Source organism: Mycolicibacterium stellerae (assembly GCF_003719305.1).
GTDB lineage: Bacteria > Actinomycetota > Actinomycetes > Mycobacteriales > Mycobacteriaceae > Mycobacterium > Mycobacterium stellerae.
The window spans coordinates 97904-121881 of sequence record NZ_RARC01000019.1; the positions used below are offsets into that span (position 1 = coordinate 97904).

Sequence of the window (23978 nt, forward strand, 5' to 3'; positions counted from 1 at the left end):
TAGAGCAGACCTACGGGCGCACACTGCGGTGTGCGTCCGGGACAGAAATTCCGAGCACCTCGACGACCCTGCGGCGATCATTCGGGGTCTGGTCTCCACCGGACGGCGAGCGCCGCGGCGATCAGTGCCGCCGTCCCGGCCGCCGCGACCACGAAGACCCAGCCGCGTCGGACAGTGGTCAGATCGATGCCGGGCTGATAGATCATCGTCAACACCGCCGTCCCCAGCACTGTTCCCAGCTGGCGGGCGGTGTTGGTCAAGGCGGATCCGGCGCCCCACCGATGCGACGGCAGTGCCAGACCGGTGACGGCGGACAGGCTCGGAATGACCAGCCCCACGCCTGCTCCGGTGAGTAGTTGCCCCGGGAGGAAGTCGGCGATGTAGTCGGGTGAAGCGCCGACTCGGCACAGCCAGACGACGATCCCGCCTACGTACAAGATCGCTCCGACTGCGGCGACCGCGCCGATTCCCACCTTGCCGATGAGTCGGCCCGCCACCGTCAACGAGACGATCACCACGACGATCGGGCCCGGTGACAGACACAGGCCAGCCACTGCCGGGGTCTCGCCCCACACGGTGGTGAGGAACATGACGCTGCCCAGGAGCATCGCCGCGAACGCCGCCGAAAAGATGAGCAAGGCAAGGCAACTCGACCACATCGGCACGACGCGGATGGCAGCCAAGTCCAGGGCCGGCGAGGGATGGCGCAGCGACCGCCACACCGCCGTCGCCATGGCGCACAGGGCGAAGACTGCGGCCGACACCACCTTGGTAGCCATCCAGCCGGCGGTCGGCAGTTCGATCAATGCCCACACCAGCGCCCCGACGCCAAGCATCAGGCTCAGCGCGCCGAACAGATCCGGCACCCCGACGCCGGTCGTCTTCGTCTTGGCGAGAACCCACGGGCCGGCGGCAAGAGCCAGCAGGCCCAGGGGCACGTTCACGAAGAAGATCCACCGCCAGGACAGTTCGACCAACAGACCGCCGACCGGGGGCCCCAGGGCCGCAGCCATCGCGCCCACGGCGGACCAGGTGCTCACGGCGATCGCGCGCCGGGACGCGGGAACGGCCGCCAACAACAAAGCGAGGGAACTGGGCATCAGCATCGCTGCGCCGACGGCCTGAACGACACGTGCCCCGACCAGGATGGCGAACGTCCCCGACAGTCCGCAGGCCGCCGAAGCGACGGTGAACACGACCAAGCCGCACAAGAAGATTCGGCGATGACCGTATCGGTCTCCGAGTCGACCCGCGGGGTTGAGGCACGCCGCGAAGACGACGGTGTACCCGTTGAGAATCCACGACATCGCGGCCAGATCGGCATGACCGAATGCCGAGCGGATCTCCGGGAAGGCGATGTTGACGATGAACAGGTCCAGGTTGGCCAGAAATGCCGCCGCAGAGGCAACGAGGACAGTGGCCGTCGGCCGTAGGGTCGACCCCTGCGCCGTTGCAACCACGTATGCCTCACGATGTCGTCCGACGGTGGCCAGTCTGCGGCGAGCACCGTCGCTCGCTCGCTACTGGGTATGGCGAACTATACCTAGATATCCGGCGAACGGCGCAGCGCGGCCCTTGACCGCCAGCTGAAAGTCAACGCGTGATCTCAACGGACAGCTCGGCCTCGCCGCACACCCCGACCGCTACATCGCGGTCGAGACGTCATCATGGGCGGCGGGTGAATTCGGCGAGGGTGACGGTGACGAACACACGAAGCGGGTCAGCCAGTCCGGTGGCCCGGGTACGCGCGATTGCGCCCTCGAAACCGTCGACCAACGCCGCCGCGAGGTCGGCAGGCTCCGAGGTGGCGGGGATCTCCCCCGCAGCACAGGCTCGAGAAAGCACTGCCGTCAGTGCCTCGATCCACTGCTCGAACCCGTGGCGAACGGCTGCCCGCAACGCAGGGTAGGAATCGGTGACGCTGTTGCTGAAGGTGCCCAGCAGACAGCCGGCGTCCATCCGCCCCTCTTGGCGTGCGGCGATCTGGTGCTCGAAGTGCTCGCGCACAGCGTCCACGGCCGAACCCGGCGCGTCGCGTAATGCTTCGAGCTGCAAGGTGCGCACGTAGCGGTGCACATGCTCCACGGCGAAGTGCTCCTTGCTGGGAAAGTGGTTGTAGAACGACCCCTTCGGGACACCCGCCGCCGTGACGAGGTCGTGAACGCTGGCACCCTCGAACCCGCGCTCGAGCCACACCCCCCTGGTCCGATCGACCAACTGCTCCTTGACGCTCGGCCTACCCATGTCGTTCGCCCACGAGCGAAACGATAGCTGCTGACAATTCAAGACGACTGGTCATATACTCAGCATATGACCACTCACCTGAGAGAACCCGCATTCGACTACCTCCCCTCGTGGACCAACGCGAAGGGTCACTGGTTCACCCGCGCCGACGGCAGCAGACTTCGGTATGTCGTCACCGGGGACGGACCTCCACTGGTCCTGATGCACACCGTGCGGACCCAGCTGGACTACTTCCAACGGGTGATTCCGCTGCTCACCGGAAGCTACCGGGTTTACGCCGTGGACTTCCCGGGGATGGGCTGGTCCGACATCCAACCGGGCGCACACTACGACCATGCCGACCTGCAGGCGGCCATCGTGGAGTTCGTCCGCGGCCTCGACTTGACCGACGTCACCTTGGCGGGTGAGTCCATGGGCGCGACCATTGCGCTCACCGGATCCGTCGAGCTCGGCGAGCGGGTCACCCGGGTGGTGGCCTCCAACACCTACGACTACCCCCAGGGGTTGGAGCGCGCAAATCTCCTGGCGCGGGTCATCGTGTCCTCGGTGCGCGCGCCGATCATCGGCCCGACGTTCGCCAGCCTGGAGAACAAGCCCATCGTCAGGGGCATCATGGGTGGCGGATACGCCGACCCCTCCCGGCTCCCGGCATCGTTCCTCGACGAACTCATGCGGGTGGGAAAGCGACCCGGCTATTCACGCGTCGCCCGCGCGGTATACCGCAACCTCCCGACCCTCATCGCTGCGCGGAGCACCTATCCGGCGATCACCGCACCTGTGACGCTCATCTACTCAGACAAGGACTGGTCGCGAAGCGCCGACCGAAAGGCCACCGCAGCCGCGATCCCCACCGCCACGGTGCGAGAGATCGACAACGCCGGCCACTTCAGTGCACTGGAGAAGCCCCACGCATTTGCCGACGCTCTACTGAGCCCACGATGAGTTCCTCCCCGAACGGGGCTCTCGGCAGGGTCGCCCATCGACCGTGAACGACGCGCGGCGACGACACCGAGTGCGAGACCGACTGCACGCCAACGGCGTTGAGCCATGCCTGCCGCGATGGAACCCAAACGACCGCGTACGGTGTCGTCGACGTTGCGACCACGCCGCTACCGGTTGCACTCCGGGGCAGTCTCGCACTCTCGACGCCCCTTTGACTGCCAATTACCCGCCCACGCTGAACATCCAGGGAGACCCTTCATGTCATCCGATCCACTCTTTCTGATCACCGGAGCTACCGGAAACACCGCTGCACCGACCGTCAAGATCCTTCGCGAGGCCGGGCACCGAGTGCGCGCGTTCGTGCACGTCATCGACCAACGTTCCGAGGCGCTCGCCGAGATCGGCGCCGAGGTCGTACAGGGTGATCTGCTCGACTTCCACGCGCTAAGCGCGGCAATGGCCGGTGTCGATGCCGCGTACTTCTGCTACCCGGTTCTCACCGACGGGCTGCTTGCCGGAACCGTGTTATTCGCCCAGGCAGCAAGCGAGGCCGGCGTCGGAGCGGTCGTCAACATGTCCCAGATCTCGGCCCGCCGGGACGCGAAGAGCAATGCTGCCCAGCAGCATTGGCTGTCGGAACGCCTGTTGGATCGTTCGTCTTTCCTCACGACGCATCTGCGCCCGACGTTCTTCGCCGAGTGGCTCACCTGGGCGTGGCGCCGCGACGACACCGAAGCAGTGCTACGGCTACCGTTCGGAACGGGACGACATGCTCCAATCGCCGCACACGATCAGGCCAATGTCATTGCCGCAATCCTGCAGAATCCCGCCCCGCACGACCGACAGGTCTATCCCCTGGTCGGCGCCAAGGAGCTCGATCACTACGCCATCGCCGACGAAATCACCGCCACACTGGGAATCACCGTCCGATATGAGCCCCTCGACATCCCGGCGTTCGCGAAGCTGCTGGCCGACAAGGGCGTCAGTGACCACTTCGTCCAGCACGTGAGCAACGTCGCCCGGGACTACCAAGACGGCATCTTCTCCGGGGAGAACAACCTTGTCGAGGTCATCAGCGGGCACCCGCCTATGACCGTTGCGGACTTCGTCAACGCCAACACCGAGACCTTCACCCACGACGGACCATTTGTTCACCGCGATCAATTGGCCCACCACTGAAGGGCACGGCAGAGCCGCCAGTGCAGACGGCATCAGAATCTGGACACCCCCGGCCCGTATTGGTGGTCGACTTCGGCTCGCAGTACGCGCAGCTCATCGCGCGACGCGTCCGCGAGGCGCGCGTGTACTCGGAGGTGATCCCCCACACCGCGACGATCGACGAGATCAAGGCCAAGGACCCGATGGCTATCGTCCTATCCGGCGGCCCGGCCAGCGTCTACGCCGACAGCGCACCGCAACTCGACCCCGCCCTGTTCGACCTGGACATCCCGGTGTTCGGGATCTGCTACGGGTTTCAGGCGATGGCGCAGGCCCTCGGTGGCACCGTCGCGCGGACCGGCACCAGTGAGTACGGCCGCACGGACTTGAAGGTCGTTGGCGGGGAGCTGCATTCCGATCTTCCGGAGAGTCAGCTTGTGTGGATGAGCCATGGAGATGCGGTGGCGCTGGCACCCGGCGGCTTCGAGGTGGTGGCCACCAGTGCGGGTGCCCCGATCGCGGGGTTCGAGAACCGCGAGCGGCGTTTGGCCGGGGTGCAGTACCACCCGGAGGTGATGCACACCGTGCATGGGCAGCAGGTGTTGAGCCGATTCCTGCATGACTTCGCGGGCATCGACGCGTCGTGGACGCCGGCGAACATAGCCGATGACCTGGTCGATCAGGTTCGTGCGCAGATCGGTGAGGGGCGTGCCGTTTGCGGCTTGTCGGGCGGAGTGGATTCCGCGGTCGCCGCGGCCTTGGTGCAGCGTGCCATCCCTACGAAGTGCTGGAACGCATTTCGACCAGGATCACCAACGAGGTGCCCAAGGTAACCCGGGTCGTCCTCGACGTCACCAGCAAGCCGCCCGGCACCATCGAGTGGGAGTAATCAGGGCGCATCCCACCCCACGAGACCACGGTTGTCGACGAATCAGGTCCGTGGAAGGGCCGCATCCTGAAAGCAACCGTGGTCTCGCGCTTCCTGCTGGAACTGCACCGCTCGCAGCAGTCGTCAGCGAGCCGCTTCCTCGAAGACCGCGACCATCTCTTCGTCCAGCAGTTTCGGAACGTCCGACTCCGAGACCTCGGGGAACTTCCCGAAGAACGCAGACGGCAGATCCAAGTCGATTCGCGCGTCTTCGCCGTCGCGTTGTGAGACACACACGCGCACCGGCGCGCCGAGTCCGGCAGCGGCGGAATACTTGAACAGTCCACGCGCGATGACCGCGTTGCCCACGAGGTAGAACTTCGACTCGATGGGTATGCCGGCCAGCCGCATCACTGAGCCTTGCTCGAACTCCCAGAAGATCGAGAACTTGGAGGGCTGCGACGCTTCGGCGACATACGCCTCCAAGCCTTCTCGGTCATTGCGCGTGACATACTCCATGAGCTTGGGGATCGAAAAGCGTTGCAAATGGTGCTCGATCGCCTCGGTGATTTCGAAGAAGGACTTCTTCGAGCGAATCGTGACCAGGACGCCCTCAAAGTTCGACAGCGTCTTGGCTTCTGATGTACCGGTGGTCATGACTCTTCCCTTCACTATTGCGTGATAATGCATGCTCCCGCTGGGACAAGGATGCGACCACGTCACCAGCTCTGGGGATACCCCGCCAATCCTGGTATCGGCAGGACCAGGTTCGGGGGCAACCGAGTCCTCGTCGGGGTCGCACCTGACCTCGCGCGAGGTACCTAGGACGCGAACGCGATCCGTCAAACCACAAGTCGCTCCGTCGAAATTACGCTCGAATCGGAATCCCATCCGCGAGGGCCGTCCCGTCGGAACGGATTTCCGGAATCAGAAAAGACGGTCGGATGTGGACCGGCCGTTAACAATCTGATTATAGGACCCATTTGGGAATAGGACGATTACGTGACGCGTCCTATTACGAAGTGCGGCAGACGGACTGGCCGCTGACATTCCCCAATTTATCGCCTCGAAGGAAACTTCCTCGACGCACGACTGCGATCAGTCACTGGATCAACGACGAGAGGACGACAGATGAGTAGGGCCGGAATCACCGGAATGAGGCGGGCAGCACAGGACCTCATCTCCGTAGCCGAGACATTCACCGATCGCGACTGGCAGACGCCGAGCGCAGCCTCCGGGTGGTCGGTGCAAGACGTCGTGACGCATGTCGGTTGCCTACTCGGCGACCTCGTCGCTGCGGTAAATCATCAACCGCTACCCGACTTGGGGATTGAGAAGCTCAACGATATCCAAGTCGCCGAACAACGGGATCACACTGGTGCCGAGACCATCACAATCCTGAAACATCAGCTCGACCAAGCGCTGGCCGCCTTCGAGCCGTTGCAAGACGAGCCGGCAGCGTCCGCCGAGACCCAGATGCTGGACCTCGGTTCCTACCCGCTGCACGCGATCGCCGACATGTTCACGTTCGACATGACGACACACTTGCGTTACGACATCCTCGCTCCGCGTGGGCCAATCGACCGCGACGTGCTTGCCTTCGACGAAGTACTGCTCGAACCCTCGATGGCGTGGTTGGTAGCTGGCGTGACAAAGATGCAGCCCGTGCTCGTCGCCGCCATTGGAGGGCCGCTCCGCCTCGAACTCACCGGTCCGGCCGCACGGGATCTCGTGGTCGGTGTCATCAACGGTGCCATCACCGTGACGCCGACGATCGACGTCTGCGCAAACGTTGTTGCGACGATCCGGTCCACGACGGCTGACTTCCTGGCTTGGTCGACCCGACGGGTCGACTGGCGAAATACCGTCTCCGTTGCCGGCGATCACGTGGCAGCACAACGCTTCTTGAACACACTCAATCTCATCTGACGCGATATACCCGTCTTACGACAACGTGCATTCCGAGAGTTGACGTCGGATGTGAGATGCAGAGGCGATCATGACGACTCTTCAACCGTTTCAGCGCACTTCGACACCTTGACCGTCCATCCATCCACCCAGTGACACGGCGATCCCACGCCGCGGCAATGACCAACACCAGCACACCGAGGAGCAATCATGACCACGGCCCGCACGACGAGGACGCAGCACCTCGCGACCCGTCTGGACATCTCGACCGCCATCCCCTTCGAAACGTTCCTCACAGCCCTGGAGACGGCCGCGCCGAAGTTTCGGCAGGACCGGATCGAAGGCATCGTCAACCGCGGAGGTACCTGGGACGAGGTGCTGGCCGCGGTCGCGGAGAACGCACCCCACGGGTTGATGGTCTTCGCAACGGTCGACGGCACAGCGCTCATGACACCGGCGGGACATCACACCCGCGCGGTCGAGTACCTGATCGGCAACCACACGATCGCCGAGCGGATGTTCCGGCACAACCCCCTGACCCTCCTCTACGCCCCCCTGCGCATCCTCGTCTTCAGTGACGACCGTGGCGACGCCGTGTTCAGCCTCGATCGACCCGGCACGCTGTTTGGCAGCCTGGAGGACCCACGGATCTCTGCCGTTGGTCGCGAACTCGACGACAAGGTGCGCGGGCTACTGGCAGCCATTGGAGTTGACGTGGAGTCCGCGTCGTTCGACGACTAGCGACCGTGTCGTCAACCCGCTGCCGCTCAGTGCGCCTCGCGCGTGCGGTGTTGTCCCACAGCCCCGCGCGGCGCCGCGACAACGTTGGATCACGGCCAAACAAGCGGCGACTCAGCGGAGTAGCCAACCCTGTGTGGTCGTGTTGTACGGCAGCGAAGGACGAACCACGGTGGTCGACTCGCTGAATGACACGGTCGAATGCGCCGTCGTAGTCGGCCTGACGTGGACCTTCCTCGACGGCGAGTGCGCCCCCGCGATGTACGCCAGGTTGTGCCGGCACCTCGCGGGATGCCAAGGCTGCCTGGACCACTACGCACTGGAGGGGCGCGTCAAGAACCTCATCGCTACCAAGGGTGGCGGAGAGAAGGCTCCCAAGCGAATCACATGGGGCCCATGACGATTGATCGCAAGACGCCGGATACGCCGATCGTCCCCCACCTCGGCACGCGCGGTAGAGCGGTAGCGCCCATCACGTGGTTCCGCGGTCGGCATGTGCGGCGTGGAGGTCGAACAGATCGTGCTGCCGCGGCACAACGCCTGAGGTCGGCGGCCAGACACGCACATACTCCTCGACCCTCATGCTGAGCGACGCCGGGCCGGAGAAGTTGGAGAACACCTTGAGCAAGCTGGCTGCGTCCGGCTGACTGGCATGTGCCTTCAGCGCGGCGATCTTGTTGTCCCAGAATGCCGAAACGTCAATCGCCGCCGTAATGTCGAGGTCCTCGACGGCCATCGCCTCGGGCGGAACCCATGCATCGGGGCCCGATGCCGCCCGCACAGCATCCTGAACGACCGCGAGCCGAGATCGTGACAGTGCTATGTGGTACAGCCACGGTGACGCGGGTTCGGGGCTGTCCGGCGCACGTCCGGTGATCAGCTGACGGTGCGCGGCGGTGACCACCTCGTGCACCCGGATGTGGTCGGGATGCCCGGACAGTCCGTTGGGCGGATAGGTGATCAACACCTGCGGGCGGTACGCGTGCAGCAATTGCAGCATCTGAGTGACCAGTGGCCTAAATGCGCGCCGGCGGTATGACCAAGGGTCACCGTGGAGGGCCGTCGTCGTGTCCGAGCCGGTGTCCGAAGGCACGCCCGAATCTCGGTAGCCCAGCTTGACTACCTGGTTGATCCCCAGTGCAGCGGTGGCGGCGTCCAACTCCTTCGAGCGGATCCGAGCGACTATCCGCGGATCATGTTCAGGCGCACCGGGTTTGACCCCACCGGGCCCATCGCCGCACGCCCCGTCGGTACAGGTGACGAGAATGGTGCGATAGCCAGCAGCGCTGTAGCGCGCCAGTGTGCCGCCGGTCTGGCTGGACTCGTCGTCCGGATGAGCATGCACGGCCATCAGCACCGGAGCTCGTCCCGCGGTACCCGACGAGACGCTCACCCCGACACCTCGAACATCGACCGGCGCCACCGCGGCTCACCACCTTCTGATCGATCAGTACATGAAATTGCTGATCTCCGAAAGGGGTTCGCCCCATGACCTTCGATGAAGCTACCGCGCTGCGAACGGCGAGCGAGCAGTTCCGCACCACCGGGTACGCGGCGATGTCGATCGACGATCAATGTGCCGCGGCGGGCCTGTCTCGAAGTAGCCTGTACGCGACGTTCGGGGACAAACGCACGTTGCTGCTGCTCGACCTCTCCGACGACTGCGCCGAAATCGTCAGCTCTGTCAAAGCCGAACTCACCACCGGTTCCCCCGACGCGCGGTTGCGCTTGTCCGAGTTCATCCGGGCGGCAGCACGAGCCGGGCTCGTCGATCCGCAAGGTTGCTTGCTGGAGAGAAGCACCGTCGAACTCGCCGCGACCGACCCTCAGGTCGTGGCGTACGCCGCTGACGTTCTGGACTTGCTGCACCGGCTTCTGGCTGACACGGTGATGGAGGCGCAGCGCCACTGCTCCGTTCACCACGCGATCAATTGCATGGCCGCTGCCAGCCTGCTGTTGGCGACTTTGCGCGGCATCTCTGCTCTCGCCCTGGGTGGGTGTACCGACGAGGTCGTCATTCAAGCCGCCGAGCAGGCCCTCAGCCAACTGCGCCCAGCACCCACCGACGTTGGTCACTAGCAGCGGAACCGAGCCCTGGCCGTAGGCCGCGTGGGCCGGCCCGACCGGCTGGCTGATCGCTGGGCGCGGATGCGACCTGCCCATCGGTGCCGGGGCACGCGTCCCGTGGCGACGCCGCCACTCGTGCGCATGCCTCTGGCGGGGTCTTCGTTCGAACGTCCCTGCGGCCCTTGGTTGTACGGTATCGCCGAGGAGTCGCGGTGTGCCACCACCGGCGAGGGTCACGACTCGCTCACCGAGGCAGCGAGGTCGAGAACCGATTTCTGGGCCTGCCGGAGGATTTGATCGCCACGCTTGGTTCCGCGGAATAGGCGGGAGAGCACCATCGCGCCGATCATCGTGCACCATGCGGTCACGGCCGCATCCTGAGCTACCGTTCCGCCACCCATGGCCGCGGCCATGCGATCGAAACGGGCCTCTAGGTGGTTCACGAGTAGTTCGCGAGCTTCTCGATCATCCATGCGCCCGACATCTGTTGCCAGAGCGGCGATTGCGCAGCCGCCGGCGATGTCGTCGCGGTGGCGACTGCTGAGATACCGGTTCGCGATCGACGCGACCGAACCGGGATCGTCTTTGGTGGGCAGCGCTGCAAATGAGTCCGACCCATCGGCGATTGCGCGTTCGATTGCAGCATCAATTAGGGCCTCGCGAGAGCGGAAATGCCCGTAGAAGCCGCCGTGGGTGAGGTTCGCCGACTTCATCAGGTCGGCGATGCTGACTCCATTCGGCCCGGCTTTGCGAATCATCCGGGCTGCCCCATCGAGGATCCGTTCGTGACTCTGCTGCTTTTCGGCGCGTGAGTGTCCCATCGCCCTACCTTCTCGATTGCCGTGCCGACGTGTGGAATCCGCGGTCTTAGTCTAGCATTCTGGATGATGGTCATCATGCAGATTAATGATGGTTGAGAATACCGGCGTCCTGCGAGTGCCCAGGTACACCGATGGCGAAGAGATCCGCACGACTCATTGAGCAATGGAGAATCATGTCGACGACGCACACACGTCCCATCCTGATCACGGGCGCGGCCGGTGAGGTGGGCTCGGTCAGCACCACGATGGTCCGAATGCTCCTGGACGCAGGCTGGCCGGTCCGCGCTTTCGTCCGGACCGACGATGACCGCGCCGCGGCGCTGCGGGAAGCGGGAGCCGACGTGTTCGTCGGTGATCTGCTCAACGTCGCCGATGTCGCCGCGGCTCTGCAGGGCTGCCAGCGCCTGTACTTCAGCATGGGATTGTCGCCGTATTACGTCGATGCCAACCTGCTGATGGCCGCCGTGGCACATGCGCAGGGCGATCTCGAGGTCTTCGTCAACATCTCCGAGTCGGAGCAGTCGCTGCTGACGTTCGACCGGATGACGGCTCCGGAAGGAGTTCGCCTGACCTGGCTCGGCGGCACCGTCTCCCAGTGGTCACCGCAACAGCGGGCGCACTGGATCGGGGAACAGGTTCTGGACTGGTCGGGCCTGCCGGTCGTCCACATCCGCGCCAGCATATTCGTCGAAAACCCGATCTTCGCATGGTTCCCCATCCCGGACCTGCTGGCCACGGGTGAACTGCGCTTGCCATTCGGCGACAGCAAGGTGGCGCCCATCGCGGGGTACGACGTCGCAGAACTGTGCGTGAACATCCTCAAGGATCCGGAACCACACGTCGGCAAGACCTATACGCTGATCGGGCCCGAACTCAAGACCATGTACGAGTTCGCCGACGACTACGCCGCGGCGCTGAAGCAGCCCGTGATGTATGTACCCCAAGACCTCGAGTCCTGGAATTCTGATTACGTCGACAGCGCACTCGCCGCGAGCAAGCCACACAACGGCGAGCACCTCAAGACATTGACGCGTCTGATGGCCTGCGCTCGTTACTTCGACCTTCCCACCGATGACTTGGCCGAACTGCTTGGGCGCGCACCCAAGACGCTGCGATTCGCCCTGGAGAACTCGACGCGAATCCAAGCGGACTTGAGTGCCGCACGCAGCCAGTCCTGACGCCTGACGCGGAAGGGCTGGCCACTGGGTGACTGCGTCCGATTAGCCGGGGCAGCCGGCGCCGGACGTGTGCAGAGAGGGAGGAGCGGTCAGCATGATTGCGAGCGCCCCGTTCGATGCCTTGGACCCGTCCGTGCGCGAGCGGCCTTTGGGGCCTTTTTCGGCGCCGGGGAGACCACGGAGGGGGAATTCCCTCCGTGGTTGTCCGGCCCCGCCATCCAACGTCGGATCAGCACCCACAGCGGCATCGGTGTCGGAACCCCGGCTCCACCGGGCGGCCCCGCCCGTCGCACCCGCGACGGGCCGGCCACGCCTCGACGCTCGACGACAGATACCCATGGGGGTATAGTCGAAGACAGCAGATCAATACCCCCACTGGTATATCGAGGAGCAGCCACATGATTGGTGACGAAGAGACCGTCGGCGTAGTGCTCAATCGACTGCGCCGTGCGCACGGCCAACTGGCCGGGGTCATTTCGATGATCGAACAGGGCCGCGACTGCAAGGACGTCGTCACCCAACTGGCGGCGGTATCTCGCGCGCTGGACAAAGCCGGATTCAAGATCGTCGCCACCGGGCTGCGGCAGTGCCTGACCGGTGAGACATCCGATAGTTCACAACCGTTGACCGAGGCGGAGTTGGAGAAGCTGTTCCTCGCGCTCGCGTGAGGCTCCAACGACGCCACCACGGGAACAGTGACATGCATCAGCCGCGTACATTCCGACACTTGCGCAGCGTGTCATGAATGCGGGTCGCCGGATCGGGCTGCTGCTACCCCGCAACGCCGCCGCTGCTAGGGGGACGGTCCTCACCACCCCATTGGCGACACAACATCCACCGGCCACCAGATCGACCACGAGGGTTTGCGGCGACACATCCGGTTACGGAACACGCGACATGGCCATCACACTGTCATTGATCTTCGGTGCCATCATCGGCGTCCTACTGGGACTCCTCGGCGGTGGCGGATCGATCCTGGCCGTACCTGTCCTCGTCTACGCACTCGGACTCGATGTGGCACAAGCCATCCCGATATCACTGATCGTCATCGCGATCGCTTCGGCGGTGGGGGCGTTACCCAAGGTGCGGGCGCATCGGGTGCAGTGGCGACTGGCCGGTATCTTCGCTGCCGCCGGCATCCCGGCCACCATCCTCGGGACGGCCGTCGGCAAACACCTGCCGCAGCACGCCCTCATGCTCGGGTTCGCCGTGGTGATGGTCGCCGCCGGGGTACGGATGCTCCGCGACAACGGTGACACAGGTACCGCCTGCACGGTCGGCAACGCGGGGATCAACTGGCGACGCTGCGCGCCTCGATCCATCCCCGCCGGACTCGTCGTCGGCTTCCTGACAGGACTGTTCGGAGTCGGTGGCGGCTTCCTCATCATCCCCTCGCTGGTCTTGATGCTCGGCGTGGAAATGCCCATCGCCGTGGGAACTTCACTGCTGATCGTTACCGTCAACTCGGCAGCAGCCGTGTTCTCCCATCTGCACGGCGTCCGCATCGACTGGGGCATCACCAACGCGTTCGTCGGCACCGCGATCGTCGGATCACTCATCGCCGGGAACGTCGGCAGCACTGTCGACACCAGTCGACTGCAGCACTGGTTCGCCTACCTGGTCTTCGCCGTCGCCGGCTACGTCCTGGTCGACACCCTTGTTCTCCACTGACACAACGGCTCTGCCCCCCACCCCACAAAGAGAGCGATACACCATGAACGTGTCCATCATCGAAACCACCAGCCTCGGCGACCGCAGCTACCTGATCACCGAAGGCGACGTCGCCGTCGTCGTGGACCCACAACGCGACGTCGACCGGGTCTTGAACCTCGCCCGAGAGCACGGCGTCCGCATCACACACGTCCTGGAGACCCACATCCACAACGACTACGTCACCGGCGGCTTAGAACTCGCACACCTCACCGGAGCGGAATACGTGGTGCCCGCCGGAGACGAGGTCCAGTATCGACGGCGCGCCATCGAAGACGGCGACGTCGTCGACGCCGGAGCCATCCAACTCCAGGCCGTCCACACCCCTGGCCACACCCACCACCACATCAGCTACGTCCTGCGCAATGGCACGGGCGTGGCAGTAGGCGTCTTCACCGGGGGGTCGATGCTGCACGGCACCACCGGCCGCACCGACCTGCTCGGCCAAGACCACACCAACGACCTCACCCATGCCCAATTTCGCTCCATCCGCCGCCTCGCCGACGAACTCCCCGACAGCACCGAGGTCTATCCCACCCACGGCTTCGGCAGTTTCTGCTCGGCCACACCAGGCAGCGGCGATACTTCCACCATCGCCGAGCAGCGCACCAACAACCCCGCGCTCACGCAGGACGAACAAACCTACGTCGACCAGCTGATCGCCGGACTGTCCGCCTACCCCGCCTACTACGCCCACATGGGCGTCATCAACAGCCGAGGACCCGCGCCGGTCGATCTCTCGACCCCCGCGCGGGTCCGTCCAGAGGAGTTGCGCCGCCGCATCGACGCCGGAGAGTGGGTCGTCGACCTGCGCAACCGCACCGCATTTGCCGCGGGACACCTCGACGGAACGCTCGCGTTCGAATTGTCGACGTCCTTCGTCACATACCTCGGATGGCTCTACGAATGGGGCGCACCGCTGACGCTGATCGGCAACAGTGAAGACGAAATCGGCTCTGCCCAACGCGAATTGGTCCGCATCGGCATCGACGACGTCACCGGATCAGCAGTCGGTGACGTGTCCCAGTTCGCCAACGGCACACCCCTACGCTCCTACCGAGTGGCCGACTTCGCCGACCTGGCTGACGCCAGGTCCCACGACGACCTCGCCGTGCTCGACGTCCGTCAACGGGATGAGTACGACGACGGCCACCTCCCGGGAGCCATCAACATCCCCCTGCACGAACTCGCCCACCGGACTGATGAGGTTCCTCCGGGCGAAGTTTGGGTGCACTGCGGATCGGGCTACCGCGCCTCCATCGCGGCGTCGATGCTGGACCGCTCTGGTCGCACCACCGTGCTCATCGACGACACTTACGCCCATGCCGACGAGCTCGGCCTCACCTCCCAAGCACACAGGTAACACAACCGGAACCGATGCTGTCGGTTCTCAACGTTGATGGCGGAAGCCGACACCTCTAGCTGCAGGTTTGCAGAATTCTCATCAAGATGGCGGACGGAGTTTTCTCAACCAGCGTCCCCAGCGCGGGCCGCGCGTTCGGCGGATTCCTGGTCGACCTCTAGATCCGGCGCCCTGATCAGATCGAACCGGTAATGGTGCTCGCATGGGTAACGATCGTCCGGTCCATGAATGCTGACCTTGTTGCCCTGCAACGCTTCATGCATCGCTTTGATGTAGAAAGAGGTCGTAGACCAGTCGAGGGGGCTGGTGCCAGCTGTCTACGCTTGTGCCGTCGTCAGTGGCCATCAAAAATTTGATGGCGCGGTGTTCGTCCCTGCCGGGATGCCGAAAGTCGTCCATGTACAGGTCGTCCAACAAAAGCGTCAACATAACTCAGGCGGGTGTTCACTCACGCCGAACGCCTAGTCGCCGACGGTGACGACGATTTTGCCGAATTGTCCGCTCTGTTCGAGGTAGCGGTGCGCCTGTTGTATCTGGTCAAAGGGGAAGACTCGGTCGATGACTGGCTTGAGGGTTCCGCCCTCAAGCCCGCCGAGGATGAAATCGACGGCCGCTAGGCGTCGAGCCTCGTCGCCGCTGGTCAGCCAGATGTTGTGTGCTTTGACTGTTGCCGTCTTGGCGATCATTTCGAGCACGGGAAGCTCCGTCGGGGCGGTGCTCAACAGTCCGTAGATGAAAGCGGTGCCACCAAAAGACAACGCAGAGATCAGCGTCGAAAAGGCTGGACCACCAACGGAATCGAACACCACGCGAACACCGTTGCCTTCGGTGATTCGTGTGATCTCAGCCAGCACATCGACTTCTTCGGTGGCGATGACGTGCGTGGCGCCGATGTCCAGCAATTGTTGCTTCTTGGCGGAGGTGCGGGTGAGTGCGATCGTGGTCGCGCCGGCCAGGTTGGCGATCTGGATTGCGGCCAGCCCCACGCTGCTCGATGCGGCGGAGATGACGACGAAGTCTCCTGGCCCGACCTTCGCGTCCTCGATGAGCGGGCCGTACGGTGTCACGAACATCATCCAGACCGCGGCGGCCTCGGTGAAGGACAGTGACTTGGGTTGCCGTACAACGGCATAGTCCGGAACCACTATCGATTCGCCGTATGTCTGATAGTCATTCATCGAGAAGGACGGGATGACGTTGACGGCGTCACCGACGACGAAGTCGCCTGCGACCTCGTCACCGATGGCATCGACGATTCCGGCTGCCTCGTAGCCGAGCCCGGCCGGAAATTTCACCGGCTCGAGGTAGTCGTCAACTCGCCACATGGCCTCGGCGCGGTTGATGCCGATGGCCTTGACTGTTATGCGGACCTCGTGCGGGCCGGGGGCCGCAGGCTCGGTCTCGACGAATTCGAGCACTTCCGAGGCACCGGGCCTGGTGAACGTAACAGTACGCGTCATGATGTGTTGTCCTTTTCTGTAATGGATCTCGAGTGAAATGGTGTGCAGGCTCTACGCCCTCTACGCGGACGCCTCGCAAAAAAATCCGCGAACTCGCCGACCGTCGCGGTCCCCTAGTACTCGCACATTTGGCGGAGGACATCTGTTGTCAATGTCGCCGACAGTTCGAGCTGGGGGCCAGGGTCAGCCGTTCTCACAGTCTGCGCTCGAGGTCCACGTACTTCCGTCACCGTCGGATGGGTGGTGTATCCAGACGCCGCAGCGGCGGCGTGCGGTTGGAGCCGTTCATGCCGGGGCGCCAGATCGCGGGGGTGCCGATTCGAGCGGTCAACCGCCCACGTTGAGCAGGACTTTGCCGCCGCGCTGCAGATGGGCGATGGCGCACCGGAAGTCAGCGAGGTCATAGACCCCGGCGATCGGAACATGAAGTTCGCCCGACGCGACCAAGGGGGCGGCCTCGTGAATGACGGGCACCACGTGGGTGATGTTGTCGAAGGCGCCGACGAAAAAGTCACTGAGAGTGATGTCCTTGGCCTTCGCGGCATCGCCGTCGATGGCCTGCCCGGAGGCGTTGCCGAAGCTGACAATGGTGGCGCCGGGGGACAGTGCATCGATCAGGTTGGTGGCAGATTGTCCGCGGATGGAATCCAGAGCGAGAAGGATCTCGGTGTCGCCGAGGTGGCTGCCGATCTCGGCGGCGACACCAGGCTCGTCGAGCAGGACCAGATCCGCGCCTGCCGCGGTGAGTTCGTCGGCCAGGTCCGGGCGGCGCACCAGGTTGACAGTGCGCAGTCCGCGGTGGTGTGCCAGCGCGATCAGTGACCGCCCGACCCCGCCGTTGGCGGCGTTCTGAATCACCCAGTCCCCGGGCTTGAGCAACACGAATTCACTGAGCGCCAAGCCTGCGGTGGGCACGTTGCTGCCCAGCATGGACAGCTGCTGCGGGTCGCCCTCGGGTAGGGCGAACAATCCCGCAGCTGGCAGAACGAGTCGTTCCCGCCACGCGCCGGAGAGCAGCGGTAGAACGACCCGGTCACCGGCAGCGACGTTGGAGACCCCGACCCCGGTCGACAAGACAGTGGCCAAGCCCTCGTTGCCGACGACCGCAGGCAACGGCACGGGCACAAGATGCCCGCCAATCAGGTGCAGATCATGCACATTGAGCGGCGAGTACTGCACCGATACCAGAACTTCACCAGGGCCGGGTTCGCCGGGTTCGGCGGCATCGACCAGAGACAGCACCTCAAGGGCGTCACCGAACGATTCGATCTGTAAAGCTCTCACGTCAATTCTCCTTGCGTCTCATAGATTATCAAATCCGTTGTGTCACTTACCGGATGAGGATCTGTGACTGCTTCTTTCCGTACTGTACCGAACAGTCAATAACAGATATCTATTCCCTTGGCCATCGACTGGCTCATCGATCCGTATTGCGCGCAAGCGCATCGCCCTGCCCGGCCTGGGCCGCTCCGGGCGTTTCCAGCAAAAAGCATGCCGGTGCTTACCCGGTTCTTTAACATCCAGTACATTACGGGACCCCGCGACCTGCTACCGCCACGCTGACCCGTCTGCGTGCGGCCCTGGAACGAGTTCTCCGTGCGGAGTCGCAGGCCAGCACCGCACCGCAGGAGCCGGAGTTCTTGTGGGACACCAGCGCACCGCTCCTGGTTTGAGGTTCTCCCCGAAGAGTGAAGAGGGGTTTATGCGGCTTGTGTAGCCGCGTCCAGTGATTGCTCGTAGGCGACGGGGCTGAGCATCCCGATCACCGAGTGACGCTTCTGCGCGTTGTAAAAGTCATCCACTTGTCAACTGCTGCAACGCCTTCAGCCATAGCGGCAAACGAATGACGGTAGTAGTACTCGTCTTCGAACGTCGACCACAGCGGGTTGGGTTGACATCCACTACCCAGATGCTAGGTTGGATATTCCAATCCACGAGGAGAGCTGATGCGCAGTTCCGAGGGCGGCATGTCGCCATGCGGCGCGTTCGACGAGAAGCCGTTGCCTAACGGACGAGTACGGCTGTGCGGCAGCGCATCACCGTTCAACCTCGGCGGGAAGTAGTCGGTCATGAGTAGCGAACTCCTCGACCTCGCCATGAAGGCCTCCGGGGGGCTCGACCAGTGGAAGCGCTTGCGCGCGTTGAGCGTCGACGTCTCGATCGGGGGGCCCATCTGGGGGCTGAAGGGCTGGCCACCGGGCCAGACATTTGACCAGATCCTCACCGTCGACACCACAAATGAACACATCGTATTCACCCCGTTCACCCGTCCTGATCGACGACTGACCTTCAACGCTGCGACCGACACTGTCACGTTCGACACCCTCGAGGGCGAAGTGGTCGACACCATGTCCCCGGCACGTGCCGAATTTGACGGATTTCTACTGCCCACTCCATGGGACGCCCTGCATCTCGGCTATTTCCTTGGCTACGCCTGCTGGAACTACTTCAACTCCCCGTTCGTCTTTCAGTATCCGGGGGTGGAGTCAGAAGAGATCGAACCGTGGGAAGAAGCGGGTCAGACCTGGCGACGGCTGCGTGTTCAGTTTCCGCCGTCGCTGCCCAACCACAGTCGCGATCAGGTCTTCTACTTCGGCGCTGATGGACTGCAGCGCCGGATGGACTACGTCGCCGAAGTGATGGGAAGCGCCCTCGTCGGGCACTACACGAGCCGGTACCGATCCTTCGGTGGACTCCAAGTCGCCACCCGCCGCAGGGTTTTCCGCCGCAACCCCGACAACACCGTGAACCTCAACCTGCCGGCAATCACCCTCGACATCCACGACGTCGAACTCCACTACGCACTCAACGACGGACAGGCCCACCGATGACCTCGACCACCACTGCCGTCGAGCACCCGTCGCGGCGACTCTCGGTGCGGTTGCCAGAAACCTACGATGCGGCCCGCGTCCACTACGAAACCCTCGTTCCACCCTTCGATGCCACCCGCTCCTACCAAATGGCCTCCTGGGAGGCCACGTTGGAGTTGGCGGAGATCAACGCGCCACACGGATTCATGCGCTATCACCGCACCGACGTCAGTGCCGTCATGGCCGGGTCGCCCTCGCCTTGGAAGGCGACGGAGTATTTGATCGGCAATCACACCATCGCCGAGCGGATGTTCCGCCACGATCCCGCAATCATGTTGCACGCACCGCTGCGGACCCTGCTCTATGCAGACGCGAAGGGCGACACGCTCCTAGCCGTCGACCAACCAAGTCTGCTGTTCGCTAGCTATGACAATCCCGAGATCGGCGCCGTCGGCGAGGAACTCGACGAACTGCTTGCCCGCCTGATCGAGCTGCTGGGCGGCAAGATCCCAAGCCAATTGCGCATCCAGAGTTTGCCTTGATCGACATTTCACGAGTGGACACGAGGACCAACACCATCATCACTCAGCGCCCCGATACTTGACCCCAGCCCACTGCGCTCGTCGATGCAGCCACCCCCAACCAATCTGCGGCACGCGAGAGCAACAGAAACCGAACAACGACAACCTGGCACTTGGTTCGCACAGGGGCGAGCCATCTGCGTCACCGAAAACAGTCATCTGGAGGATCTGTTGGTAGCCGAAGCGCCCCCAATCGGAGAACTCGAGCAACACGGCCTTTCCCGGAACGGATGGGCCCCTAGGGCAATCTCATCTACAAGCTGGTGACCACCACCGATCACAAGATGATCGGCATCATGTACTGCAGTAGCGCTGCATCAAGCCTGCTGCTAGCGACACTGCGAGGCGTCGCCGCGCTCAGCCAGGGCGGCTGTCCAGAACGAGTCGTCCTCGAGGCAACTGAGCAAGCTTTGACACTCCTGGGCACGGCGCCCACTAAGCGCCCGCTCCAATCGAACTGAGTTTGGCGCCATGACCCGGGATCACCGCCAGGGGTAGGTCGGTTCCGCCGTCCCAGGGCGTGAACGGGCAGCCGTCATGCTGCACGAGGGTTTTCCAGCACCAGCGACACACCCTGGCCGGAGCCGATGCAGACACCGATCACTCCGTAGCGGACATTGCGCTCCCGCAGTTCGGTGGCCAGCGTCAGCACGTATCGGGTGCCTGAGGCGCCGAACGGGTGACCGATGGCGACGGCTCCCCCGTTGGGTGTCAGCTTGTCGTCGGGAACGACGAACCCGCCCAACTGGTTTGGCAGTTCGCGCAGGACGCCGAGCGCCTGGGCGCTGAACGCCTCGTGGACTTCCCAGACGTCGATCTGCTCTGGTGTCAGGCCGGCGCGCTTGATGGCCAGCGGGATCGCCCACGCCGGCGCCAGTCCCATGAACAATGGGTCAATTCCGTACACGGCGGACGACACCACTCGGGCCAGCGGTTCGACTCCGACTTCGGCGGCCCTCTCCCCCGAGGCCAGCACGATCGCGCTGGCGCCGTCGGTCAGCGGCGTGGAATTGGCTGCGGTCATCTGGGTGGTGCCCGGCTGGACCGGCAACGTCGCCAACGTCTCCGCCGTGGTGTCGTCGCGGATGAATTCGTCGTGCTCGAAGCGTCTTTCGGGCGTTTTCTTCGTCGCCGCGATGGTCACCGGCATGATCTCCTTCGCCAGCCGACCGGAGTCGCGCGCCGCCTTGGCGTGTTGCTGCGAACGCAGTGCGAACGCGTCGATCTCTTCGCGGGTGAACCCGTACCGATCGGCCACGTTCTGCGCCGTCTCGATCATCGCGATGTAGGCGTTGCGAGCGAGCAGCGCCGGGTTGGGTGGGCCGCCCGCTCCAGCCCACATGGTGTCGAGCATGAACACCGGCCCTCGAGGGCTGAACGCCGCGTCGCCCTTCATCAGCGCCCAACCCGACCGCGACATCGACTCGACACCACAGGCGATCCCGACACCGAGATCGCCCGCCTTGATGGCGTGGCTGACATTGATGGTCGCGCTCACTGAGGAGCCACAGAAGCGGTTGATCGTCGCACCGGCGACACTGTCGGGGAAACCCGCCGCCAGCGCCGCCCAGCGGCCGACGTCGCCCATGCCTTCGTGGGCCGGGTTGACGCAGCCCGCGATGATGTCCTCGACCTGATCCATTGGCACCCCGACGCGTTCGCACGCACCTTTCATGGTCATGCCCAGCAGGTCGTCGGTCCGAATGTGCGACAGCGAGCTGCCGTAGCGGGCGAAAGGGGTGCGCACCCCTCCAAGGATGAAGGCGTCGGTCATCGGGCGTCTCTCCTCTGCAGCCGCCCACATCGTGGCGGGCGGGTCATGGTCGTGGTCTTTGGTTGGCTTGCTGGCCGAGCCAGGCCAGTGACGGTTTGGGAGTGCGGGCGAAGGTCGACCGGTCCACGGCGATCAGCCCGAACGTGGGGGCGAAGTCGCCCCATTCCCAGTTGTCGAGCAGGCTCCAGTGCAGGTATCCGCGGACGTCGACGCCGTCTTTCATCGCCGACCACAGCGAATCGAGTGCCTCGCGGGTGAACGCGATCCGTTGGGCGTCGTCGACGGTGGCGATGCCATTCTCGGTGACGATGATGGGAACCTCGCCGACCACCGCGGCGATCCGGCGTACCGCGCCGCCCAGGGCGCTGGGGTAGTACTCCCAGCCCGAGAGGGTGGTGGGCGCGGTGTCATCGAGGACCTCCACCGGGCGCCCGTCGCGTTGCGCGATCCGTACCCGGGTGTAGGTCTGCACGCCGACCCAGTCGTCCTCGCGGGACACCTCGGCGAAGTACTCGTCGCGGGGATGGACGTAGCTCGCGAAGACGTCCTCGGACCCGGCAACGGGTTGAAAGTCTTGCACCGATATGCCCCAGCCCACCTTGAGATGCGGCCATCGGGTCTTGAGTACGTCCCGCGCGGCGCGGTGCACCGTCACCATCGCCGCGGCGACTCGAGGATCAGGCTCGGGCAGTCCCGCCTGCAGCGCATCGGGCCCGCCGGTGGCCAGGGTCGCGAACATGGCCACCATGTTCGGCTCGTTGATGGTGCCGACATACTCCACGCCCTCCTCGATCACCGGTGCGAGGGCCTCGACGTAGCGCACGAAGCGTTGTGCCGCGTCGGCGCGCAACCAGCCCCCAGAGTCGGCGAACCACTTGGGCACGGTGAAGTGGTGCAGCGTGAGGAACGGCCGCATCCCCCGTTCGCGGCATCCCTGGACCAGACGGCGGTAGTGGTCCACCTCGGCGCGCGACATGGCCCCGTCTGCGGGTTCGATCCGCGACCACTCGATGCCGAAGCGGTAGTCGGTGAAGCCGGCGGCCGCGGCCAGGTCCATGTCCTGGGCCCAGCGGTGATAGCCGTCGATGGCGTCTCCGGAGGGTTCCCGGACGAAGGTGTCGGGGGCGTGTTCGATGCTCCACCAGTCCGAGGCGATGTTGTTGCCCTCGCTTTGGTGTGCGCCCATGGCCACCCCCCAACGGAAGTCAGGTGCCTCGGCATTCACGGTCGCTCCTCGGCGACGGCGCCGGCCTGATCGCGCGGTAGAGTCCAAAGTTGGCGTAGTGGAAGTGAACCCGGATCAATCACGGTGATACCCGAAATAGACCGCGGCCATGTCGTCGTCGCCGTGACCAGCCTCGCTGGCGGCGTCGAAGGCGCCGAGGATGCCGTCGACGAGGACCGTCGAGACCCCCGACGCGACGATCGCGTCCTTGATGAGCCCAGTGTCCTTGCGGACTCCGTCGACGCTGAACTGCGGGGCGTACGACGACTCGATGATCGCGGTGCCCTTCGCCTGGAGGTAGGGCGAGTCGGCCGCGGCCCCGTCGAGCGCGTCGAGCATCAATCGTTGATCCAGGCCAAGTCCTTTCGCGAGCGCGAACGACTGGCCGACGGCGGCGGCCAGCGCACCGATCCACGCGTTGCAGACCAGTTTGAGCTTCGACCCGAGACCGAGCTCGTCGCCCACCCAGATGGTCTTGGAGCTCATCGCGTCGAACGCCGGTTGCACCCGCTCGCGCAGGCTGGGGTCACCGGAGGCCAGCATGACCAACTTGCCTTGCTCCGCAGGGGCTTTGGTGCCGAGCACCGGGCAGTCCAGGAACGCGACGCCCGCCTCGGCGGCGACCGCCGCAGTCTGCGCGGCGCCCTTGATGCCGACGGTGGCGCATTGGACGAAGACCGCGCCGTCCTTCATGGCGGGCAGCACCGTCGCCATGACGTCAAGGGTTGCGGCCGTGTCGAACAGCATCGCCACTACGACGTCGGCGTCGGTGACTGCCGCAGCCGGATCGACAGCGACGACGGCACCATCGGCGGACAGCGGCTCCGAGCGTTCGGCGGTGCGGTTCCACACCGCGACCTCGATCCCCTCCCGCAGCAGCGACCGCGCCATGCCGGCACCCATCGCACCGGTCCCCAGGACCGTCACTCGCAGGGCCGTCATCGCAGCGCCAACGAACGCATCCGAGCCGCTGTTCCGGGCATCCCCGTGAGGTTCATGTCAGCCCGTATTCGCGGAACGTGATCGAGACCATGGGTGGGGCGTGGGTGGGGCGGTTGTCTTCACCGCGTGGCAGTACGGTGCGGGTCGTGGGGAACTGAAGTCCCTCGATGTCGCGGTAAGAGTTGAGGT

The 23978-nt window shown here is 64.4% G+C and carries 23 protein-coding genes and 3 pseudogenes; 15 read left to right on the plus strand and 11 right to left on the minus strand.

Annotated elements, in window-relative coordinates:
• Positions 1-77: 77 nt before the first annotated feature.
• Both D6M19_RS21840 and D6M19_RS21845 read right to left on the minus strand, forming a co-directional pair.
• Positions 78-1460, minus strand: a complete 1383-nt coding sequence (locus D6M19_RS21840; protein WP_123027345.1) for an MFS transporter — start codon at positions 1458-1460, stop codon at positions 78-80.
• Between the two features lie 205 nt (positions 1461-1665).
• A complete protein-coding gene (locus D6M19_RS21845; protein WP_123027346.1) occupies positions 1666-2244 on the minus strand; it encodes a TetR/AcrR family transcriptional regulator in 579 nt (192 codons plus the stop codon).
• Positions 2245-2310: 66 nt separating this feature from the next.
• Here D6M19_RS21845 and D6M19_RS21850 point away from each other — a divergent pair, with 66 nt between their 5' ends.
• The 4 genes and pseudogenes from D6M19_RS21850 (at position 2311) to D6M19_RS35300 (ending at position 5233) form a co-directional block, all read left to right on the plus strand.
• Positions 2311-3186, plus strand: a complete 876-nt coding sequence (locus D6M19_RS21850; protein WP_123027347.1) for an alpha/beta fold hydrolase — start codon at positions 2311-2313, stop codon at positions 3184-3186.
• Positions 3187-3444: 258 nt separating this feature from the next.
• A complete protein-coding gene (locus D6M19_RS21855) occupies positions 3445-4365 on the plus strand; it encodes an NmrA family NAD(P)-binding protein (protein ID WP_123027348.1) in 921 nt (306 codons plus the stop codon).
• A gap of 20 nt (positions 4366-4385) precedes the next feature.
• Positions 4386-5120: pseudogene (gene guaA, locus D6M19_RS21860) on the plus strand (glutamine-hydrolyzing GMP synthase); the annotation flags it as partial.
• A 44-nt stretch (positions 5121-5164) separates the two neighbouring features.
• Positions 5165-5233 carry a GMP synthase (glutamine-hydrolyzing) gene (locus D6M19_RS35300; RefSeq protein ID WP_407665388.1) on the plus strand — a complete coding sequence of 23 codons (69 nt, stop codon included), beginning with the start codon at positions 5165-5167 and terminating at the stop codon, positions 5231-5233.
• 123 nt (positions 5234-5356) lie between these two features.
• Here the strand turns inward: D6M19_RS35300 and D6M19_RS21870 are convergent, their stop codons facing one another.
• Positions 5357-5869, minus strand: coding sequence for a DUF302 domain-containing protein (locus D6M19_RS21870; protein ID WP_123027350.1), 513 nt, complete (start codon positions 5867-5869; stop codon positions 5357-5359).
• Positions 5870-6343: 474 nt separating this feature from the next.
• Here D6M19_RS21870 and D6M19_RS35400 point away from each other — a divergent pair, with 474 nt between their 5' ends.
• From D6M19_RS35400 to D6M19_RS21885, 3 genes are all read left to right on the plus strand, one after another.
• A complete protein-coding gene (locus D6M19_RS35400; protein WP_123027351.1) occupies positions 6344-7141 on the plus strand; it encodes a maleylpyruvate isomerase N-terminal domain-containing protein in 798 nt (265 codons plus the stop codon).
• 189 nt (positions 7142-7330) lie between these two features.
• A complete protein-coding gene (locus tag D6M19_RS21880) occupies positions 7331-7861 on the plus strand; it encodes a DUF302 domain-containing protein (RefSeq protein WP_123027352.1) in 531 nt (176 codons plus the stop codon).
• Between the two features lie 133 nt (positions 7862-7994).
• Positions 7995-8258, plus strand: a complete 264-nt coding sequence (locus D6M19_RS21885) for a zf-HC2 domain-containing protein (RefSeq protein ID WP_234834982.1) — start codon at positions 7995-7997, stop codon at positions 8256-8258.
• A 72-nt stretch (positions 8259-8330) separates the two neighbouring features.
• On the opposite strand, the gene D6M19_RS21890 is transcribed toward D6M19_RS21885, so the two are convergent.
• Positions 8331-9251: a PIG-L deacetylase family protein gene (locus tag D6M19_RS21890; RefSeq protein ID WP_206428591.1), complete on the minus strand. Its 921-nt coding sequence runs from the start codon at positions 9249-9251 to the stop codon at positions 8331-8333.
• Positions 9252-9346: 95 nt separating this feature from the next.
• Here D6M19_RS21890 and D6M19_RS21895 point away from each other — a divergent pair, with 95 nt between their 5' ends.
• Positions 9347-9937 (plus strand): TetR/AcrR family transcriptional regulator, encoded by a 591-nt coding sequence (locus tag D6M19_RS21895; RefSeq protein ID WP_123027353.1) that lies wholly within the window; start codon positions 9347-9349, stop codon positions 9935-9937.
• Positions 9938-10158: 221 nt separating this feature from the next.
• On the opposite strand, the gene D6M19_RS21900 is transcribed toward D6M19_RS21895, so the two are convergent.
• Positions 10159-10746, minus strand: coding sequence for a TetR/AcrR family transcriptional regulator (locus D6M19_RS21900; RefSeq protein ID WP_123027354.1), 588 nt, complete (start codon positions 10744-10746; stop codon positions 10159-10161).
• A 173-nt stretch (positions 10747-10919) separates the two neighbouring features.
• On the opposite strand from D6M19_RS21900, the gene D6M19_RS21905 reads away from it, so the two are divergent.
• The 4 genes from D6M19_RS21905 (at position 10920) to D6M19_RS21920 (ending at position 14997) form a co-directional block, all read left to right on the plus strand.
• Complete coding sequence (locus D6M19_RS21905) at positions 10920-11924, plus strand: NmrA family NAD(P)-binding protein (protein ID WP_206428592.1); 1005 nt, start codon at positions 10920-10922, stop codon at positions 11922-11924.
• A 398-nt stretch (positions 11925-12322) separates the two neighbouring features.
• Positions 12323-12592 (plus strand): metal-sensitive transcriptional regulator, encoded by a 270-nt coding sequence (locus tag D6M19_RS21910; RefSeq protein ID WP_123027355.1) that lies wholly within the window; start codon positions 12323-12325, stop codon positions 12590-12592.
• Positions 12593-12821: 229 nt separating this feature from the next.
• Complete coding sequence (locus D6M19_RS21915) at positions 12822-13595, plus strand: sulfite exporter TauE/SafE family protein (RefSeq protein WP_123027356.1); 774 nt, start codon at positions 12822-12824, stop codon at positions 13593-13595.
• A gap of 43 nt (positions 13596-13638) precedes the next feature.
• The gene (locus tag D6M19_RS21920) at positions 13639-14997 is read left to right on the plus strand and encodes an MBL fold metallo-hydrolase (RefSeq protein WP_123027357.1); all 1359 of its coding nucleotides are present in this window, start codon (positions 13639-13641) and stop codon (positions 14995-14997) included.
• Between the two features lie 461 nt (positions 14998-15458).
• On the opposite strand, the gene D6M19_RS21925 is transcribed toward D6M19_RS21920, so the two are convergent.
• Positions 15459-16457 carry a zinc-dependent alcohol dehydrogenase family protein gene (locus D6M19_RS21925; RefSeq protein ID WP_123027358.1) on the minus strand — a complete coding sequence of 333 codons (999 nt, stop codon included), beginning with the start codon at positions 16455-16457 and terminating at the stop codon, positions 15459-15461.
• A 327-nt stretch (positions 16458-16784) separates the two neighbouring features.
• Positions 16785-17741: a zinc-dependent alcohol dehydrogenase family protein gene (locus tag D6M19_RS21930; RefSeq protein WP_123027359.1), complete on the minus strand. Its 957-nt coding sequence runs from the start codon at positions 17739-17741 to the stop codon at positions 16785-16787.
• Positions 17742-18526: 785 nt separating this feature from the next.
• On the opposite strand from D6M19_RS21930, the gene D6M19_RS21935 reads away from it, so the two are divergent.
• From D6M19_RS21935 to D6M19_RS34885, 3 genes and pseudogenes are all read left to right on the plus strand, one after another.
• Positions 18527-19288 (plus strand): hypothetical protein, encoded by a 762-nt coding sequence (locus tag D6M19_RS21935; RefSeq protein WP_123027360.1) that lies wholly within the window; start codon positions 18527-18529, stop codon positions 19286-19288.
• Positions 19285-19809: a DUF302 domain-containing protein gene (locus D6M19_RS21940; RefSeq protein ID WP_123027361.1), complete on the plus strand. Its 525-nt coding sequence runs from the start codon at positions 19285-19287 to the stop codon at positions 19807-19809. Before D6M19_RS21935 ends, D6M19_RS21940 begins: the two co-directional genes overlap by 4 nt.
• 210 nt (positions 19810-20019) lie before the next feature.
• A pseudogene (locus D6M19_RS34885) lies at positions 20020-20157 on the plus strand (hypothetical protein); the annotation flags it as partial.
• Between the two features lie 226 nt (positions 20158-20383).
• Here the strand turns inward: D6M19_RS34885 and D6M19_RS21945 are convergent.
• The 4 genes and pseudogenes from D6M19_RS21945 to D6M19_RS35135 form a co-directional block, all read right to left on the minus strand.
• Positions 20384-21622 (minus strand): thiolase family protein, encoded by a 1239-nt coding sequence (locus tag D6M19_RS21945; protein WP_123027362.1) that lies wholly within the window; start codon positions 21620-21622, stop codon positions 20384-20386.
• 43 nt (positions 21623-21665) lie between these two features.
• Positions 21666-22847 (minus strand): glycoside hydrolase family 1 protein, encoded by a 1182-nt coding sequence (locus D6M19_RS21950; protein WP_234834983.1) that lies wholly within the window; start codon positions 22845-22847, stop codon positions 21666-21668.
• 75 nt (positions 22848-22922) lie between these two features.
• Entirely contained in the window at positions 22923-23333 is a 411-nt protein-coding gene (locus D6M19_RS35130) for an NAD-binding protein (RefSeq protein ID WP_268812327.1), read from the minus strand.
• A pseudogene (locus D6M19_RS35135) lies at positions 23319-23801 on the minus strand (NAD(P)-dependent oxidoreductase); the annotation flags it as partial. The pseudogene D6M19_RS35135 and the gene D6M19_RS35130, both read right to left, overlap by 15 nt.
• Between the last annotated feature and the right edge of the window lie 177 nt (positions 23802-23978).